This is a genomic window from Pseudomonas syringae CC1557 (genome assembly GCF_000452705.1).
In the GTDB taxonomy this organism is placed as follows: Bacteria; Pseudomonadota; Gammaproteobacteria; order Pseudomonadales; family Pseudomonadaceae; genus Aquipseudomonas; species Aquipseudomonas syringae_F.
In genome coordinates this window covers 145,182-161,901 of the sequence record NZ_CP007014.1, presented here as the reverse complement: position 1 = coordinate 161,901, position 16,720 = coordinate 145,182, and the positions used below count along the sequence as shown (strand labels likewise).

The 16,720-nt window shown below is 58.5% G+C and carries 18 protein-coding genes; 10 read left to right on the top strand and 8 right to left on the bottom strand.

Annotation, left to right across the window (positions count from 1 at the left end):
• Positions 1–161: 161 nt before the first annotated feature.
• Entirely contained in the window at positions 162–3,008 is a 2,847-nt protein-coding gene (locus tag N018_RS00775; RefSeq protein ID WP_025388601.1) for a class I adenylate cyclase, read from the top strand.
• A gap of 217 nt (positions 3,009–3,225) precedes the next feature.
• On the opposite strand, the gene rnk is transcribed toward N018_RS00775, so the two are convergent.
• The 3 genes from rnk to cyaY form a co-directional block, all read right to left on the bottom strand.
• Positions 3,226–3,633, bottom strand: coding sequence for a nucleoside diphosphate kinase regulator (rnk, locus tag N018_RS00770; protein WP_025388600.1), 408 nt, complete (start codon positions 3,631–3,633; stop codon positions 3,226–3,228).
• Between the two features lie 136 nt (positions 3,634–3,769).
• Positions 3,770–4,006: a DUF1289 domain-containing protein gene (locus tag N018_RS00765; protein WP_025388599.1), complete on the bottom strand. Its 237-nt coding sequence runs from the start codon at positions 4,004–4,006 to the stop codon at positions 3,770–3,772.
• A gap of 2 nt (positions 4,007–4,008) precedes the next feature.
• Positions 4,009–4,341, bottom strand: coding sequence for an iron donor protein CyaY (cyaY, locus tag N018_RS00760; protein WP_025388598.1), 333 nt, complete (start codon positions 4,339–4,341; stop codon positions 4,009–4,011).
• Between the two features lie 206 nt (positions 4,342–4,547).
• Here cyaY and lptM point away from each other — a divergent pair, with 206 nt between their 5' ends.
• From lptM to N018_RS00730, 6 genes are read left to right on the top strand one after another with little or no spacing between them, the layout of a single operon-like run.
• Positions 4,548–4,694 carry an LPS translocon maturation chaperone LptM gene (gene lptM, locus N018_RS00755; RefSeq protein ID WP_003377923.1) on the top strand — a complete coding sequence of 49 codons (147 nt, stop codon included), beginning with the start codon at positions 4,548–4,550 and terminating at the stop codon, positions 4,692–4,694.
• Positions 4,695–4,703: 9 nt separating this feature from the next.
• Complete coding sequence (gene lysA, locus N018_RS00750; protein ID WP_025388597.1) at positions 4,704–5,951, top strand: diaminopimelate decarboxylase; 1,248 nt, start codon at positions 4,704–4,706, stop codon at positions 5,949–5,951.
• 4 nt (positions 5,952–5,955) lie between these two features.
• On the top strand, positions 5,956–6,786 hold the full coding sequence (dapF, locus tag N018_RS00745) for a diaminopimelate epimerase (RefSeq protein ID WP_025388596.1): 831 nt from the start codon (positions 5,956–5,958) through the stop codon (positions 6,784–6,786).
• A gap of 13 nt (positions 6,787–6,799) precedes the next feature.
• Positions 6,800–7,534: a DUF484 family protein gene (locus tag N018_RS00740; protein WP_024643541.1), complete on the top strand. Its 735-nt coding sequence runs from the start codon at positions 6,800–6,802 to the stop codon at positions 7,532–7,534.
• 2 nt (positions 7,535–7,536) lie between these two features.
• Positions 7,537–8,436, top strand: a complete 900-nt coding sequence (xerC, locus tag N018_RS00735) for a tyrosine recombinase XerC (RefSeq protein ID WP_024643542.1) — start codon at positions 7,537–7,539, stop codon at positions 8,434–8,436.
• Positions 8,429–9,121 (top strand): HAD family hydrolase, encoded by a 693-nt coding sequence (locus N018_RS00730; RefSeq protein ID WP_024643543.1) that lies wholly within the window; start codon positions 8,429–8,431, stop codon positions 9,119–9,121. The genes xerC and N018_RS00730 overlap by 8 nt, the downstream gene beginning before the upstream one ends.
• Positions 9,122–9,200: 79 nt before the next feature.
• On the opposite strand, the gene sutA is transcribed toward N018_RS00730, so the two are convergent.
• The 4 genes from sutA to glnK all read right to left on the bottom strand — a co-directional run bounded on the left by sutA (position 9,201) and on the right by glnK (position 12,054).
• The gene (gene sutA / locus N018_RS00725; protein WP_024643544.1) at positions 9,201–9,530 is read right to left on the bottom strand and encodes a transcriptional regulator SutA; all 330 of its coding nucleotides are present in this window, start codon (positions 9,528–9,530) and stop codon (positions 9,201–9,203) included.
• Positions 9,531–9,628: 98 nt separating this feature from the next.
• A complete protein-coding gene (locus N018_RS00720) occupies positions 9,629–10,054 on the bottom strand; it encodes a secondary thiamine-phosphate synthase enzyme YjbQ (protein WP_024643545.1) in 426 nt (141 codons plus the stop codon).
• Positions 10,055–10,343: 289 nt separating this feature from the next.
• On the bottom strand, positions 10,344–11,681 hold the full coding sequence (locus N018_RS00715) for an ammonium transporter (RefSeq protein WP_024643546.1): 1,338 nt from the start codon (positions 11,679–11,681) through the stop codon (positions 10,344–10,346).
• Between the two features lie 34 nt (positions 11,682–11,715).
• Positions 11,716–12,054: a P-II family nitrogen regulator gene (gene glnK / locus N018_RS00710; protein WP_002555808.1), complete on the bottom strand. Its 339-nt coding sequence runs from the start codon at positions 12,052–12,054 to the stop codon at positions 11,716–11,718.
• Positions 12,055–12,471: 417 nt separating this feature from the next.
• Here glnK and N018_RS00705 point away from each other — a divergent pair, with 417 nt between their 5' ends.
• On the top strand, positions 12,472–12,747 hold the full coding sequence (locus N018_RS00705; protein WP_024643547.1) for an accessory factor UbiK family protein: 276 nt from the start codon (positions 12,472–12,474) through the stop codon (positions 12,745–12,747).
• Positions 12,748–12,901: 154 nt separating this feature from the next.
• Here the strand turns inward: N018_RS00705 and N018_RS00700 are convergent, their stop codons facing one another.
• A complete protein-coding gene (locus tag N018_RS00700; RefSeq protein WP_024643548.1) occupies positions 12,902–13,816 on the bottom strand; it encodes a LysR family transcriptional regulator in 915 nt (304 codons plus the stop codon).
• 485 nt (positions 13,817–14,301) lie between these two features.
• On the opposite strand from N018_RS00700, the gene N018_RS00695 reads away from it, so the two are divergent.
• Together N018_RS00695 and N018_RS00690 are read left to right on the top strand one after the other, a co-directional pair.
• Entirely contained in the window at positions 14,302–15,822 is a 1,521-nt protein-coding gene (locus N018_RS00695) for an amino acid ABC transporter permease/ATP-binding protein (RefSeq protein ID WP_025388595.1), read from the top strand.
• Between the two features lie 24 nt (positions 15,823–15,846).
• Entirely contained in the window at positions 15,847–16,719 is an 873-nt protein-coding gene (locus N018_RS00690) for a phytanoyl-CoA dioxygenase family protein (RefSeq protein ID WP_024643550.1), read from the top strand.
• Position 16,720 lies beyond the last annotated feature (1 nt).

The window sequence follows — 16,720 nt, the reverse complement described above, 5'->3', positions numbered from 1 at the left end:
AAAAAGCTTCGCAGGCCCTTCATTTTCAGGAACATCGGCCGATAACAGCCGTTGGCGCCTGAATGACCACCCGACCGAACCCGCTTCTCTCGGCTGCAAACCTTCTTCGCCCTCTTGCTCAGTAAATCCACGCCTGCCCGGGCCAGATGCCTTGAGTTGCGATGACGCGTAATCCTGAAATTCGCCCCGATCTGGATGAGGGCATCGACCGCAAGGTGCTCAGCCAGTTGCGTAACCGCTTCCTGTCGGTCAATGACGGGAGATATGCGCGTGCCCTGGAAGGCATGTCGACCCGCCAGCAAAGCGTGATGACGCTATTGCCGCTGTTCTTTCACGTCAATCATCCGCTATTGCCTGGCTACGTTTCCGGCGCTACGCCTGCGGGCGTTTCGCATTACGAACCCGGCGCGCAGGTACTGAGCGAAGCCCAGCGGCTGACCCGCTCTTTTTCGTACAAGGCACGGCACGGCAATCCGCCGCAGCCAATCCATGGCCTGTTCCTGATGGGCAGCCTCGGCACACTGGCCCAGGCTGAACAGAGCGATATGGACGTGTGGGTCTGTTACGACAGCACGCTGGAACCGGAGGCCATCGCCGAACTGCGCAAGAAGTGCAAAGCGCTTGAGACGTGGGCGGCAACCATGGGCGCTGAGGCGCATTTTTTTCTGATTGATCCAGAGCGATTCAGGCGTGGAGACCGCGATTCACAGCTTAGCTCCGACGATTGCGGCACCACTCAGCATTATCTGTTGCTCGATGAGTTTTACCGCACCGCGATCTGGCTCGCGGGCCGCACGCCGATGTGGTGGCTGGTGCCGGTCTATGAAGAGCAGAATTATCAGGATTACACGCATACGCTGCTTAGCAAGCGCTTCATCCGTGCCAGCGAAGTCCTTGATCTGGGGCCGATGTCGGCTATTCCGCCCGCAGAGTTTGTCGGTGCCGGGTTGTGGCAATTGTTCAAAGGCATCGAGTCGCCTTACAAGTCAGTCCTCAAGCTGCTGCTGATCGAGGTGTATTCAAGCGAACATCCGCGCGTGCAGTGCCTGAGCCTGCGCTTCAAGCAAGCGGTGTTCGCCAACCAGCTTGACCTGGATGAACTCGACCCTTATGTGGTCGTCTACCGGCGCATCGAAGAGCATCTGCAAGCCCGTAAAGAATCAGAGCGTCTGGAGCTGGTACGGCGCAGTCTGTACCTGAAGGTCAACAAGAAACTGACCGGCTCGCCCCGCCTGCGCAGCAATGGCTGGCAACGCTTGCTGCTGGAGCGTCTGACCTTGGAATGGGGATGGGATGATCGCAACCTGACCCTGCTCGACAGCCGCAGCCAGTGGAAAGTCCGCCAGGTGGTCAATGAACGACGTGCACTGGTCAACGAGCTGAATTACAGCTATCGCTTCCAGACACAGTTCGCTCGCACTCAAAGCAGCGCAGATGCACTCGACGCTCGCGACCTGACCATCCTCGGGCGTCGTCTTTATGCCGCCTTCGAGCGCAAGGCCGGCAAAATCGAATTCATTAATCCGGGCATCGCCCCGGACCTCGCAGAAGACACGCTGACGCTGGTGCATTCACCCAACAAACGTGAACCGGGCAAACACCAATGGGCGCTGTACAACGGCAACCTCGGCATTCATGAGTGGGCAAACTTTTTGCCTATCAAACGCAGCCGGGAACTACTCGATATATTGACCTGGTGCCATCGCAACAGCGTGATCGACGCCACGACCCGCATGGCGCTGCATCCGGGCATCAGCGACCTGACGGAGTTCGAGCTGTTCAATCTGCTCGCTGCCTTGCAGCAAAGCATCGAGCTGCCAATGTCTGACGTCAGTGACGAAGCGTTGCTTCAGCCCAGCGTGCCCAAGGAAATACTCTTGCTGGTGAATGTCGGCGTCGACCCGCTCAGGCACCATCGCGATCTCAATATTCTGATGACCACCCACCGCACCGACTCGCTCAGTTATGCAGGCGTTCGGGAAAACCTGGTGCTGACGCTGGACCAGATCACGCTCAACACCTGGAACGAAACACTGGTCAGCCGCTATGACGGCCCACACGCGCTGCTCGACTGCATGAGCGAACTGCTCGCCAGCCTGCCGGAGCACGGCCAACAGCCGCAGATTCGCGTGCGGTGTTTCTGCCATAACCGGGCACCTGCCATCGCCCAGCGGGTCGAAGAACTGATCAGCACGGCGCAGTTGCTGCTCGCCAGAAAGCTGAATCATCGCTATCTGATTCAGGTGCAGCAGCAGTACCACGTCCTGGAGATCGAGCCAGGCAGGGTCGGTCATATCGTCGTCAACAGTCTGCCCGGCCTGTTCAAATACCTGGGTGAAGAACTGCCGAGATACAGCCCGCTGCATCTTGACCCCCAGGCACTGGACGACCACGACCTGGCCCTGATCCTGCCATTCGGGCAACCGGAGTGTATTCAGGTGTTCTACCGGATCAACGAGCCGGATGCCGATCTGTACGTACTGGACGAGCACAATTCGCTCTGGCACCAGCGCGTGCCGTATCACGACGAACCCAGCCTGCTGATACCGCTGCAGCGCTTTTTCCACTCACTGGTCTATCGCCGTGGTGCATCGCTGCCGCTGGATAATCCGTTCGAGCCAGTATTGCTGGAAACGCTTTACTACCAGGTCTTGCCTTCCGGTGCGGCAGTGGCGCGGCGTATAGAACATCGCCAGGCGCCGACCGCTGCGGACAAGTCGTACTACGACGTGCAGGCGATCATCGAAGAAACCTCGCCGGGGCAGATCAACGTCACCCTGTATTGCGACAACAGCGAGTTTTCCGAGCTGGAATATGGTGATCAGCTGTATGCCGCCGTTGCGCAGCAAATCCTCGGCAAGCGCCAGGAGCCGCAACGCTACCGCTCCTACATCACCGACCTCGACCTTTCCGGCCTGCTGGATGGCAAACACGGGCAAAGCATCCTCTTCCTGCGGCACAAGGCCGAGCTGGAAAAGCTGCTGAATGAAGCCATGGATCAGGCCTGAGTATCTGTGCCGCGCTCACACATTGAAGCGTTGACGCCTGCTTCAGGCCGTACGAGATACAGGCGCTGTTAAAGCCTGAGTTTCGTTTAAGGGCACCGTTTTCGTCGGACTGAAGATTTGTGACGCAGAGCGTCACGAACGGCATGCCAACGCGGAGCATTGGCACGAGCGTCAGATTTTATCAGGCAGGGGCGGAAACGAGATGTAACGATTTCGCTTACTCGTACTCACCCGCAGCTTCCGGCTGATACTCGACCGCCAGCAACGTCAGTTTGAGGGTCTTGCCACCCGGGGCGGGCCAGTCGATATGCTGGCCGACTTGCAGGCCAAGCAGGGCCGAGCCCATGGGCGCGAGGACCGAGACGGTGCCGTCTACGCCTGCATCCTGCGGATAGACCAGTTTCAGGTGGTAGTCCTTGCCACTGACTTCTTCACGGCAGTGCACACGTGAGTTCATGGTCACCACGCCCGCAGGCACTTCATCGTGGCCAACCACTTGTTCGGCGCGGTCCAGTTCGGCCTGTAGCGCCTGGAGGCCCGGCGTGTCTTCGTCCTGGCTGTCGATGAGAGTCTCGAGACGCTGTACGTCGAGCCGGGTGAGGATGATAGAAGGTGCTGTGGTCATGGTCTGGGCAGACTCCTTTATTCTCCATGAATAAAACAAAACCCCGCCGGTGCGGGCGGGGTTTACGAGCTTCTCTACCTGGAGAAGCAGCCTTCGACACTAACACAGCGCAACAAATACACAACCCGGCAAGGTCTCAGCCGGCAGTCTGGCCGGCCTCGAAGCCAGCGCGCCGTTCATATGCGTCACGGCGAATCTGCCGACGCCGATCATCATCGGCAGAACGCCATTCGCGGATGTCTTCAACGTGGCGAAAGCATCCCAGGCATACCTTCTGTTCATCAAGCCGACACAGGCTGATACAAGGCGATGCCACCGCCGGGCTGACGTTGCTGAAAAGCGGTTTGGGCGGTCGAGCGGGTGTCTGGCTCACAATCAGATCTCGGAAAAATCAAGCTCGACGCCAGCCTGCTCGACGGTAAAGCGTTCCAGCATCTCGCTCAGCAGCTCATCACTGGAATCACAGGCCCAGCACTGGTTCTCTTCGTTGTAGTCGAAGTGAAAACCACCCGATTTGGCGGCCAGCCAGAGCTGACGCAGCGGCTCCTGACGGCTGAAAATAAGCTGCGTGCCGCCTTCAAACTTGACGGTCAGTACACCGGCCGAGTTTTCCAGGTCCACATCCAGACCACTCTCGTCGAATACGTCTTCGATATTCTGCTGAGTCGCATCGACCAGATCGTGAAAGCGCGCTTCGGTCAAACTCATTACGGAAACCTCGATAATTGTCTGCTGATGGCGCAGACGGGCAAGATACGGACGCTGCCAGGCAAATGCAAAGCTTACCCGTCAGTTTGTGTTTCATGAACGTTTTAATGCCCGAGGCCCGCCAGACGGGAGGCCCCTCGCATAGGCAAGCTGCCGGGTGGTCGGTATACTCGGGCGCAATTAATGCTTTTACAAAGGATTTCGCCATGAAGCGCCTGATCTCTTCGCTTGCTGCGCTTGTCGCGGTCGCGTGTCTTGTTACAGCCTGCGGCCAGAAAGGCCCGCTGTATCTGCCGGATGACACCAAAACCCCGGAAGAACAAGCCAAATCGCAATCGCACAAGCACCTTTAAGGGAACTCCATGGACGCCTTCAACTACCGCGACGGTGAGCTGTTCGCGGAAGGGGTAGCCTTGTCTGGCATTGCCGAGCGCTTCGGTACGCCGACCTATGTCTACTCGCGCGCTCACATCGAAGCGCAATACCGAGCCTACGCCGATGCGCTGAGCGGCATGCCGCATCTGGTCTGCTTTGCGGTCAAGGCCAACTCCAACCTGGGTGTACTCAATGTCCTGGCGCGTCTTGGCGCCGGTTTTGACATCGTTTCGCGTGGTGAGCTGGAGCGCGTGCTGGCGGCTGGCGGCAAGGCGGAAAAAATCGTGTTTTCCGGCGTCGGCAAGACCCGCGAAGACATGCGCCGTGCGCTTGAAGTCGGCGTGCATTGCTTCAATGTCGAGTCCACCGACGAGCTTGAGCGCTTGCAGGAAGTGGCTGCCGAACTCAATGTTCGTGCGCCGATTTCGCTACGCGTCAATCCGGACGTGGATGCCGGCACCCACCCGTACATTTCCACAGGTCTGAAAGAAAACAAGTTCGGCATTGCCATTGCTGCTGCCGAAGACGTTTACATTCGCGCCTCGCAGTTGCCGAATCTGGAAATCATCGGTGTCGATTGCCATATCGGTTCACAACTGACCACCCTTGAACCCTTTATCGATGCACTGGATCGCCTGCTGGATCTGGTCGACCGTCTGGGCGATTGCGGCATTCATCTGCACCACATCGACCTGGGTGGCGGTCTTGGCGTGCGTTACCGCGATGAAGAGCCGCCGTTGGCGGCTGACTACATCAAGGCCGTGCGCGAGCGTCTTGCCGGTCGCGATCTGGGCCTGCTGTTCGAACCGGGGCGCTTTATTGTAGCCAATGCGGGCGTGCTGCTCACCCGAATCGAGTACCTCAAGCACACCGAGCACAAGGATTTCGCCATCGTCGATGCGGCGATGAACGACCTGATCCGACCAGCCCTGTATCAAGCCTGGATGGACGTCACAGCGGTACGCCCGCGTGACAGCGAACCGCGTGCCTACGACATCGTAGGGCCGATCTGCGAAACCGGCGACTTCCTTGCCAAAGGCCGCGAACTGGCACTGGCCGAAGGCGATCTGCTGGCGGTGCACTCGGCTGGCGCTTACGGTTTTGTCATGAGCTCGAACTACAACACACGTGGCCGCGCCGCTGAGGTACTGGTCGACGGTTCCCAGGCGTTTGAAGTGCGTCGTCGCGAAACCGTGGCCGAGCTGTTCGCTGGCGAAAGCCTGCTGCCGGAGTAACCCCATGCTGCTGCGTTTTACCAAGATGCACGGGCTGGGTAACGACTTCATGGTCCTGGACCTGGTGAGTCAGCACGCGCATATCCTGCCCAAGCACGCCAAACAGTGGGGCGACCGCCACACGGGTATCGGTTTTGACCAGCTATTGCTGGTCGAGGCTCCGAACAACCCGGATGTGGACTTTCGCTATCGCATCTTCAACTCGGACGGTTCCGAGGTCGAACAGTGCGGCAATGGCGCACGCTGTTTCGCGCGCTTCGTGCTCGACAAGCGCCTGACTGCCAAAAAACAGATACGGGTCGAGACCAAAGGCGGCATCATCGAACTGGATATCCGCAGCGACGGGCAGATCAGTGTCGACATGGGCCCGCCGCGCTTCGTTCCGGCAGACATCCCCTTTCAGGCACCCGAGCAGGCAACACGTTACTCGGTCGAAGTCGACGGACAGAACGTCGAGCTGGCCGCGGTATCGATGGGCAATCCTCACGCCGTGCTACGGGTCGATGACATTAACAATGCGCCGGTGCATGAACTGGGGCCGAAACTTGAACACCACCCGCGCTTTCCGGCGCGGGTCAACGTCGGCTTCCTCCACGTGGTGGACCGCCAGCGTGCGCAGTTGCGTGTCTGGGAACGCGGTGCCGGGGAAACCCAGGCCTGTGGCACCGGTGCCTGTGCAGCAGCAGTGGCCGCCATCAGCCAAGGCTGGATGGACTCGCCCCTGTTGATCGACCTGCCCGGAGGTCGCCTGTCCATCGAATGGGCCGGCCCGGGACACTCCGTGATGATGACCGGCCCTGCGACTCGGGTCTACGAAGGCCAAGTTCGTCTTTAAGCGAGTACATACGATGACCGACCAGCCTCCAGCTTCCACCGGCACCCCCAGCGAATCGCCTGTCGATAGCGCAGCGCCAGACCTCGAAGCAGAGGCGGTTATCGCCTTCCTGCTTGAGCATCCCGAATTCTTCGCCGAGCACGATGAACTGCTCGTCTCGATGCGAATTCCTCACCAGCGTGGCGACACTGTTTCGCTGGTCGAGCGCCAGCTCAAACTGCTGCGCGAACGCAATATCGAAATGCGCCATCGCCTCTCACAACTGATGGACGTCGCACGCGACAACGATCGACTGTTCGAAAAGACCCGCCGCCTGAACCTCGCGCTGATGGATGCCACCAGCCTGGACGAGCTCGTCATTGCAGTAGAAGACAGCCTGCGCCAGGACTTTCAGGTGCCTTTCGTCAGCCTGATCCTGTTCAGCGATACCCCGATGCAAGTCGGCCGCTGGGTCAGCAATGCCGAAGCCCAGAAAGCCATTGGTGGTCTGATTGGCGAGAAAATCGTTTGCGGCGCCCTGCGTGAACATGAGCTGGCCTTTCTGTTTGGCGAAGATCAAGCCAAGGAAGTCGGTTCCACCGCAATTGCCAGCCTCAACCATCTGGGCCTGCACGGTGTGCTGGCCATCGGCAGCCGTGATCCTCAACACTACAAAAGCTCGGTCGGCACCCTGTTCCTCAGTTACATCGCCGATGTACTGAGCCGCCTGCTGCCCCACTTCGCGCACTCGCTACGTTCGGTGCGCTAGCTATGGAACAGCATCTGGACGCCTACTGCATGCACCTGCGCAGTGAGCGCCAGGTGTCGCCGCACACGCTTGAAGCCTACCGACGCGATCTGGGCAAGGTGCTCGCGTTCTGTCAGAAAGCCGGGCTGTCCAGTTGGACCGCTCTGGACATCCAGCACCTGCGCAGCTTCACGGCTCGTCAACATCAACAGGGCCAGTCCTCGCGCAGCCTGGCCCGCATGCTCTCGGCCGTGCGGGGTTTCTACAAATACCTGAACCGGGAAGGCCTCTGCCAGCACGACCCCGCGAATGGTCTGTCGCCGCCCAAAGGCGAGCGACGCCTGCCCAAGACGCTGGACACCGACCGTGCAGCGCAACTGCTCGACGGCGGCATCGAGGAAGACTTTCTGGCCCAGCGCGACCAGGCCATCCTGGAACTGCTTTACTCATCAGGGTTGCGGCTGTCCGAACTGACCGGCCTGAACCTTGATCAGCTGGACCTGCGCGCCGGGCTGGTGCAAGTGCTCGGCAAAGGCAGCAAGACTCGCGTTTTGCCGGTAGGCAGCAAGGCTCGCAAGGCGCTGGAGTCCTGGCTACCGTTGCGCGCCCTGACCAACCCGCAGGACGATGCGGTGTTCGTCAGTCAGCACGGCAAACGGCTCGGCCCACGTGCAGTGCAGAATCGGGTGAAGGCCGCCGGGGAGCGCGAGCTTGGCCAGAACCTGCACCCGCACATGCTGCGTCATTCATTTGCCAGCCATCTGCTGGAGTCATCGCAAGACCTGCGCGCCGTGCAGGAGCTGCTCGGTCACGCCGATATCAAAACCACGCAGATCTACACTCATCTGGACTTTCAGCATCTGGCAACTGTCTATGACAGTGCTCATCCACGAGCCAAACGTAAAGGATCTGCAGATGATTAAGCTGGTGACGTTCGACCTTGATGACACGCTTTGGGATACCGCGCCTGCCATTGTCGGCGCAGAAGCCTCGCTGCGTGACTGGCTGGCCGAGCACGCGCCAAAGCTCGGCCCCGTTCCCGTCGAGCATCTCTGGGAAATCCGCTCACGCCTGGTGGCCGCTGATCCCTCCTTGAAGCACCGAATCAGCGCGTTGCGTCGGCGGGTGCTGTTTCATGCCCTTGAGGACGCTGGTTACGAACCCGACGAAGCGCAGGATCTGGCGGATCAGGCCTTTGAGGTGTTTCTGCAGGGTCGCCATAAGGTGCAGATTTTCCCCGATGTGCAGCCGACTCTGGAAATTCTTGCCAAAACCTTCACCCTGGGCGTCATCACCAACGGCAATGCCGATGTGCGGCGGCTGGGCCTGGCGGATTACTTTGCCTTTGCCCTGTGCGCCGAGGACCTGGGCATAGGCAAACCCGACCCGGCACTGTTTCTGGAGGCGCTCAGGCGCGGCAACGCGGACGCCAGCGTGGCTGTCCACGTCGGCGACCACCCCAGCGACGATATCGCAGGTGCACAACAGGCTGGCATGCGCGCCATCTGGTACAACCCGCAAGGCAAAGCCTGGGATGCCGACCGGTTGCCGGACGCCGAAATTCACAACCTGTCGCAGCTGCCGGAAGTGCTCGCCCGCTGGGCTTGATCTCTGCGACGGTGAAACGCGCCCAAGAAAAAGCCCGCAGCGACGGCGGGCTTTCTTTTCTCACAAGGCAGTTACAACTTCAGATAGGACGGCTGCCATACTTGTTTTCAGGCTTCTTGGGCGGATCGGCGACCACATTGGCCTCCACCTCCTGCACCTTGCCGCCACGCGCCAGGAACTCTTCCATGGCACGCGCCAGCGCATCACGCTCTTTGTTCTTGGCTTCTACGCTGGGCAATTCTTCGACCGAAACTGCGGCCTTGGCCTTGCCTTTGGCGGGTGCCGCCGGTACGTCGGAGTCGTCTACCTCAACGGCATCGTCTTCCGGGGAAGCAGCTGCAAGCTCTTCACCGTCATCCTCGCCTTCCAGGTCGTCTACCAGATCGTCGTTAGTGTCGTCGTCGCTCATGTTCTACCTCATGACTTGCGAAAGCTGATTAGTTATAGCCCAACCACCCGGAATTACTAAGGCGGCCGGAAAAATTCAACAACCGCTGACTCCAGCGGTTATATCCATTCACCCTGGAGGGTGGCAAGGACGTTACGAGATCCAGCAGCGTCTCGATGTTCGCCTAGATAAATACCTTGCCAGGTGCCCAGCGCCAGCCGGCCTTCCGTCACCGGTAGAACCAACTGACAGCCCAGCAGGCTGGCCTTGAAATGTGCTGGCAAGTCATCAGGGCCTTCGTCGTCATGTTCGTAGCCGTCCACGCCCTGAGGCACCAGACGGTTGAAGAAACGCTCGAAGTCACGACGCACCGCCGGGTCGGCATTTTCGTTGACGGTCAACGACGCCGAGGTATGTTGCAGCCACAAGTGTAGCAATCCGACACGACAATTCCGCAACGGGGGCAGACCTGTCTGTATTTCGTCGGAAACCAGATGAAACCCTCGAGGCCTGGCCCGCAAGGCGATTCTGGACTGATGCCACATACCGTTCTCCGCACCTTCGGCGCGCATTCTAACTCGACTGAGAAAAAAGCAAAGCGCGCAATAAACCGGCTTCCCTGCAAGCTGACGAAGACCTTCGTGGCAATGCTCGTCACACTTCTTTCAACGACGCTCACATCACCGTCCGCAACCACGTCACCTGCGCTGCGTCAGGAGCCGGGATCATTGACGCGGGCAAGATCAATGACAGCAAAAACACAGAGTTTATCCACAAATCGCCAGACAAAAAAAATGCCCGGATACCGGGCATTTCTTTTTTGCGGGCTGCTGCTTACAAGTTGTAGCCACGCTCGTTGTGTTGCGCAAGGTCCAGACCGACAGACTCTTCCTCGTCTGTGACACGCAGACCCATCACGGCATCCAGCACCTTGAGGATGATGAAGGTCACGATAGCGGTGTAAACGACGGTGAACGCGACGCCCTTGAACTGAATCCAGACTTGAGCGCCGATGTCAGTCACGGTGCCGAAGCCGCCCAGGGCCGGGGCTGCAAACACGCCGGTCAGGATCGCGCCGACGATACCGCCGATACCGTGTACACCGAAGGCGTCCAGGGAATCGTCGTAGCCAAGCTTGCGTTTCAGGCTGGTGGCGCAGAAGAAGCAGATCACGCCTGCAGCCAGACCGATGATCAGAGAACCCATCGGGCCGACAGTACCGGCAGCCGGGGTGATGGCAACCAGACCGGCAACCACACCCGACGCGATGCCCAGCGCACTTGGCTTACCGTGCGTCAGCCACTCGGCGAACATCCAGCCCAGCGCAGCAGCAGCCGTCGCGATCTGAGTGACCAGCATCGCCATACCGGCAGTGCCGTTGGCTGCAGCAGCGGAACCGGCGTTGAAACCAAACCAGCCAACCCAGAGCATTGCGGCGCCAATCAGGGTGTAACCCAGATTGTGCGGAGCCATCGGCGTGGTTGGGAAGCCTTTGCGCTTGCCGAGTACCAGGCAGGCTACCAGACCGGCTACACCAGCGTTGATATGCACCACGGTGCCGCCAGCGAAGTCCAGAACACCCCAGTCCCACAACAGACCACCGACGCCGCCCCAGACCATGTGGGCAATCGGCGCGTAGACCAGCGTGAACCAGATGGCCATGAAGATCAGCATCGCGGAGAACTTCATGCGTTCTGCAAAAGCACCGACGATCAGAGCAGGCGTGATGATCGCAAAGGTCATCTGGAAGGTGACGAACACCGCCTCAGGGAACAATGCAGCAGGACCGGTAATGCTTGCCGGCGTGATACCCGCCAGAAACGCTTTACCCATACCACCAAAGAAGGAATTGAAGTTGACGACGCCCGCTTCCATACCGGTGGTGTCGAACGCGATGCTGTAGCCGTAGACGACCCACAGAATGCTGATCAGACCGGTAATAGCGAAACACTGCATCATCACGGAAAGAATATTTTTCGAGCGGACCATGCCGCCGTAGAACAGCGCGAGGCCGGGAATGGTCATGAACAGGACCAGAGCGGTCGCCGTCAGCATCCATGCGGTGTCGCCAGAGTTCAGCACCGGCTCGGCCACTGGATCAGCCGCCAGGGCAAGACCAGGTATTGCTAGGGACAACAGGGCACCGAGCCCTGCGAATTGACGCAGAGTCATATTGTTTTCTCCTGGGGCGTTGGGGTTTGGCGGCTTAAATAGCGTCTGTATCGGTCTCGCCGGTACGGATGCGAATGGCCTGTTCCAGATTGACCACAAAAATCTTGCCGTCACCGATCTTGCCGGTGTTGGCGGCTTTGGTTATGGCCTCGATGACGCGATCCAGATCCTTGTCATCAATGGCGACGTCGATCTTCACCTTTGGAAGAAAGTCGACAACGTATTCAGCACCGCGATACAGCTCAGTGTGACCCTTCTGACGCCCGAAGCCTTTGACCTCGGTAACGGTGATGCCCTGCACGCCGATTTCAGACAACGACTCGCGCACGTCATCCAATTTGAACGGCTTGATGATGGCAGTGACTAGCTTCATGAAAACTTTCTCCCGAATTGGTGGACTTGCCCCAGGAAAACAAACCCGACTCAAGTCTAAGCGCAGTGTCTGGCTTTGTAACGTGTCGGCCTCCTGATCAGGCCAGACCAACCCCCAGAAAACCGCTTCTGACGAAACACATCCCCGCTCCGCCTGCCGCACTGCATTCGTCACAGCGACTGCATCAGTGCATGGGTCATAAGCCACTAAGCAGAAAGCTTGCCAGCTCGTGAATATTCATGGAATACAGGCCCTTGGGCTTGTTTTGCATGACCTTGCAGGATCCATCACAGAGCTAATGCACAGCAATGGTGCTCATGTGCCCGTTGCCGCGCTCCATAAGCGTGCATCGCGCACCTGGAAGTGACTATAGACACTGCGTGTTACACTGCCGCCCTCTGATTCAGGAAAATAACCATGCTCGCGCCCAAAGCCTTTCTTGACGCTCTCAGCGGCCACGCCTCTCGCCTGTTCAATGGCGAAACGCCTGTACCGCGTAGCGAATTCGAAACCCAGTTCAAGGCCCTGCTGCAAAGCGGCTTCAGCAAACTGGATCTGGTCAGCCGTGAAGAGTTCGACAGCCAGATGGCCGTCCTCGCGCGCACCCGCGCGCGCCTGGAAGCGCTGGAGGCCAAGATGGCCGAGCTGGAAGAAAAGGCCTCCGGGGCCGCAGGGACCGAAAAAGCCGAATAAGGCGTTTCCCTGCTTTGCTCTCAATGCGCAATAGCGCTGAGCAGCGCCATGCACAGCGGGCCAGAAACCTGACCTGCTCGCGAATCAGAGCGCCCTTTTACATTTCTGTATTGCGCAGGTCGTGAGCGAGAGGCAGGTTCAGCCAGAAGCGCCTTCAGGCTGAAGGCGGAGCCAGTTCGATAGTCCGGCAGTAGTCCATGAACAGGCGCGTCGCGCGGGTTGGCTGGTTGTTGCGCAGGTAGGCCATGACCAGGGTGGAGGCGGGCATGTCGTCTTCGATATCGAGCTGTACCAGCAACTCACCGTCATAAGTCATGTTGGTTCTGGGGCGCGTGACCAGTACCGAAAATCCCAAGCCCTGACCGACCATGCAGCGCACCATTTCGATTGACGGTGAGCTGTACGCAACCACCGGTGTATAGCCCTTTTCCGTGAAGATATCGATGAAGTAGGTCCTGCTCGGCACGGCGTCGAGCAGGATCATCGGCTCGCGGCTCAGCTCCAGCAAGGTTACGTTTTTTTTCGTCGCCAGAGGGTGTGCCGCCGGCAGCAGCGCATAGGGCTTGTGCGGTGCATTCAATTCCTCTTTGTTGATCGTGGTTCCCAGTTCCAAGTCGTACAGAAACGCCAGATCGAAGCGCCCACGGTGCAGCCCGTGCATCAGTTCATGTTGCTCGCCGTCGTAGAGCTGAATGGTGACGTCCGGGTACAAACGCTTGAAGCCGGCCACCAGCCTGGGCATGTAAAGCGGTGCGGCCGATTCAAAACAGCCAATAGCGATAGTACCGGAGACGTGTTTGTTTTCGGCCCGGGAGTTTTGTTCAAGCTCTTCGGAAAGTCGCAGTAACTCTTTGGCTTTTTCATACACTTTCCCGCCACCGGAAGTTAGGGAAACACCTTGAGCATGGTGGCGCACAAACAGTGGTTGATTGAAGGCTTCTTCGAGGTTTTTGATGGCGACGGAAATAGACGGCTGTGAAATATGCAACTGCCGCGAGGCCTCGGCAATGCTGTCCATTTCGACGGCTGTCACGAAATACTTGAGCTGTTTCAATGTGAAGTGAGCCACGTGATACCTCGTGATGAGCCGACGCTGGACGGCTGCACTTGAATAGCTTTTACCTATGCTTAGCGAGGAGCGTGCCAGCCGCTCACGCCTTGCCGGATTCGCGGGTTCTCATGATAACCGCCGCTGGCCATGGTGATTCCGCAGCGCCAGCACATAATCAACTTTTGCTCGACGAACCAGCAAACGCGGGCAGCGCACCTATTACGAGCGATTATCGCTGCGTCTTTATTCAATCGCCCTAAAAGTGTGCAGTCAGCTCAACGTAACACTAAAACATCACTAACTCTTTTTAACGCGTCACGGCTCTGAACATGAAGACAGGCGTATCTGCTTAGGATTTTCCTATGCTGCGGGCCAAAACTTACTATTTGGCTGCAGGACCTGGCATCAATCATGATGGCTTCAGAAGGGCAAACGGACAACGTCCCGTTTCAACTTCAACAGGACGTCGCCCATCACTATTCAATTTGCCGAGCGAGCCGACAATGACGTTTGATTGGAAATACATGTTTGGCCTGTTCAGCGATACGGAGTTCTGGATGGCCACCTGGACGGTCATTCAACTCAGTGTACTGACCTGGGTCATCAGTATTATTCTGGGTTTTGTTCTTGCGCTGGCCAAACAATCATCTTTGCCGCTGGTAAACTTACCGGCCAAAGCCTATATCTGGTTATTTCGCAGTTTGCCGTTACTGGTACTGCTGATTTTTGTCTATAACTTGCCGCAGGCAGTGCCCGCCACCTCGGCGGTGCTGGCCAACCCGTTCTGGGCCGGCCTGATTGCCATGGTGATGTGCGAAACGGCCTATGTCGCGGAAATTCATCGCGGCGGCCTGCTGTCCATTGCCAAAGGTCAGACAGAAGCAGCCCGGGCACTTGGCCTGCGCTTCGTGGGCACGCAATGGCGCATCGTGATTCCGCAAGCGCTGCGTGTGGCACTGCCGTCGCTGACCAACGAATACATCTCCATCGTCAAACTCAGTTCACTGGTTTCAGTGATCTCGCTGACCGAGATCCTGATGGTCGGTCAGCGCCTGTATTCGCAGAACTTTCTGGTAATGGAAACCATGGCGGCAGTGGCGTTCTATTACGTGCTTATCGTGACGGTATTCGACTTCCTGCTCAAACGCCTGGAACGCTACCTGGACGTCACGCAGCACAAGGTCACCCGCACACCGGACGCCGAAATACTCGAGCTGGCCAGCCGAAAATCGGCAGGTGTCGCTCGTCCTGTCATCGACTTCGAAGGGCCGGCATTGCAAGCGACCCGGCTGCACAAGGCGTACAACGACATCGAGGTGCTTGGTGCGGTCAGTCTGCAGATCAATTCCGGCGAAGTGGTGTCGGTGATCGGCCCCTCGGGGTCTGGCAAAACCACGTTGATACGGCTGCTCAACGGCCTTGAGCAGATCGACAACGGCGACATCAAGATCAACGGCCAGCCGTTCATTCACCTTGTCCGCCAGGGCGCGCAAAAACCGCGTTATGTGGAGAACGCCGCCTACCGCCTGAACATCGGCATGGTGTTTCAGAGCTTCAACCTGTTTCCGCACCTGACGGTGTTGAACAACCTGCTGCTGGCCCCGCGTTATCACCGTTTGGCACCGGTATCCGAGCTCAAGCAGCAGGCCTACGAGTTGCTGAACAAGGTCGGGATGCTGGAGCACGCCTGGAAATACCCGCATCAGTTGTCGGGTGGCCAGCAGCAACGTGTTGCCATCGCCCGCGCCCTGATGATGCGCCCGCAAATCATGCTGTTCGACGAGCCCACTTCGGCGCTCGACCCGGAGAAGGTCAACGAGGTGTTGCAGGTCATTGAAAACCTGGCCCAAGAAGGCATCACGATGGTCATCGTGACCCATGAAATGAACTTCGCCTTCAAGGTCTCCGACCGCATCGTCTTTATGGAGAAGGGACGCGTGATCTGCGATGACAAACCCCAGGCGCTACGTGACGGCCGGCACCCGCGCGTTGAAGCCTTTCTTAAAGATGTCTCACTGGCCTGAGGCCTTGTTGAAGAGGATAAGAACATGATCGAGCAATGGCAGATTGACCAGTTTCACGAGCAGGGTTTTCTGGTAGTGGAAGGCGTGCTGGCAGCCGATGAAGTGGCAGCGCTTCAACAGGATTTCGACCAGTGGGTCGACGACAGCCGCATTCAGAATCAGGCCTGGGGGCAGACTCAGGACGGGCGTCCGCGCTTCGACATTGAAAGCGATCATCGGCCGGATCATCCATCGCTGCGCCGCGTGGCTTCGCCCACGGAGATCTCACCTGCCTACCGGCACGCGGCATTCCAGTCACGAATGGCAGCCATAGCGGCGCAACTAATCGGCGGCAAGGGCACCCGTTTTCATCACAGCAAGATCAACTCCAAGCTGCCGCACACCGCTACTCAGGTGAAGTGGCATCAGGACTTCCTCTTCACGCCGCACAGCAATGACGACCTGGTTACGGCGCTACTGATGATCAGCGATGTAACCCCTGAAAACGGACCGCTGAACGTGGCGCCGGGCAGCCATAAGCAGGCGCTGTGGTCGCATTGGCAGAACGAGCGTTTCACCGGTGCCGTGGAAGACGCGGTGGTTGAACAGCATTGTCAGCAACCGGTTGCCTGCTATGGCCCGTCAGGCTCGGTGTGCTTCATGCACACACGCCTGTTACATGCTTCAAGCCCCAATGAAACCGAGTTCCCGCGCACGCTGTTCATCAGCGTTTATGCCGCCGAAGACGCATTGCCGTTCGGTGAGAATCCGCTGCCCAGCGAGCATTCCGGGTTGATGGTCGCAGGCCACGAGAGCGGTCTGGTACGCAGCACCGAGAACCACATACGCCTGCCGCAGAAACCCAAGGGTGCTTCATTTTTCGTGCAGCAAGCCGGAAAAGACGCCGCCGTTGCCTGAT

Excerpts from the sequence above, each read along its gene's own strand:
- N018_RS00740 (WP_024643541.1), top strand. The coding sequence starts at position 6,800 with ATGACCGACCAGCCTCCAGCTTCCACCGGCACCCCCAGCGAATCGCCT.
- cyaY (WP_025388598.1), bottom strand. The coding sequence starts at position 4,341 with ATGAGTTTGACCGAAGCGCGCTTTCACGATCTGGTCGATGCGACTCAG.
- N018_RS00690 (WP_024643550.1), top strand. The coding sequence starts at position 15,847 with ATGATCGAGCAATGGCAGATTGACCAGTTTCACGAGCAGGGTTTTCTG.
- N018_RS00730 (WP_024643543.1), top strand. The coding sequence starts at position 8,429 with ATGATTAAGCTGGTGACGTTCGACCTTGATGACACGCTTTGGGATACC.
- lysA (WP_025388597.1), top strand. The coding sequence starts at position 4,704 with ATGGACGCCTTCAACTACCGCGACGGTGAGCTGTTCGCGGAAGGGGTA.
- lptM (WP_003377923.1), top strand. The coding sequence starts at position 4,548 with ATGAAGCGCCTGATCTCTTCGCTTGCTGCGCTTGTCGCGGTCGCGTGT.
- N018_RS00720 (WP_024643545.1), bottom strand. The coding sequence starts at position 10,054 with ATGTGGCATCAGTCCAGAATCGCCTTGCGGGCCAGGCCTCGAGGGTTT.
- dapF (WP_025388596.1), top strand. The coding sequence starts at position 5,956 with ATGCTGCTGCGTTTTACCAAGATGCACGGGCTGGGTAACGACTTCATG.
- N018_RS00715 (WP_024643546.1), bottom strand. The coding sequence starts at position 11,681 with ATGACTCTGCGTCAATTCGCAGGGCTCGGTGCCCTGTTGTCCCTAGCA.
- N018_RS00705 (WP_024643547.1), top strand. The coding sequence starts at position 12,472 with ATGCTCGCGCCCAAAGCCTTTCTTGACGCTCTCAGCGGCCACGCCTCT.
- rnk (WP_025388600.1), bottom strand. The coding sequence starts at position 3,633 with ATGACCACAGCACCTTCTATCATCCTCACCCGGCTCGACGTACAGCGT.
- N018_RS00775 (WP_025388601.1), top strand. The coding sequence starts at position 162 with ATGACGCGTAATCCTGAAATTCGCCCCGATCTGGATGAGGGCATCGAC.
- xerC (WP_024643542.1), top strand. The coding sequence starts at position 7,537 with ATGGAACAGCATCTGGACGCCTACTGCATGCACCTGCGCAGTGAGCGC.
- N018_RS00695 (WP_025388595.1), top strand. The coding sequence starts at position 14,302 with ATGACGTTTGATTGGAAATACATGTTTGGCCTGTTCAGCGATACGGAG.
- glnK (WP_002555808.1), bottom strand. The coding sequence starts at position 12,054 with ATGAAGCTAGTCACTGCCATCATCAAGCCGTTCAAATTGGATGACGTG.
- sutA (WP_024643544.1), bottom strand. The coding sequence starts at position 9,530 with ATGAGCGACGACGACACTAACGACGATCTGGTAGACGACCTGGAAGGC.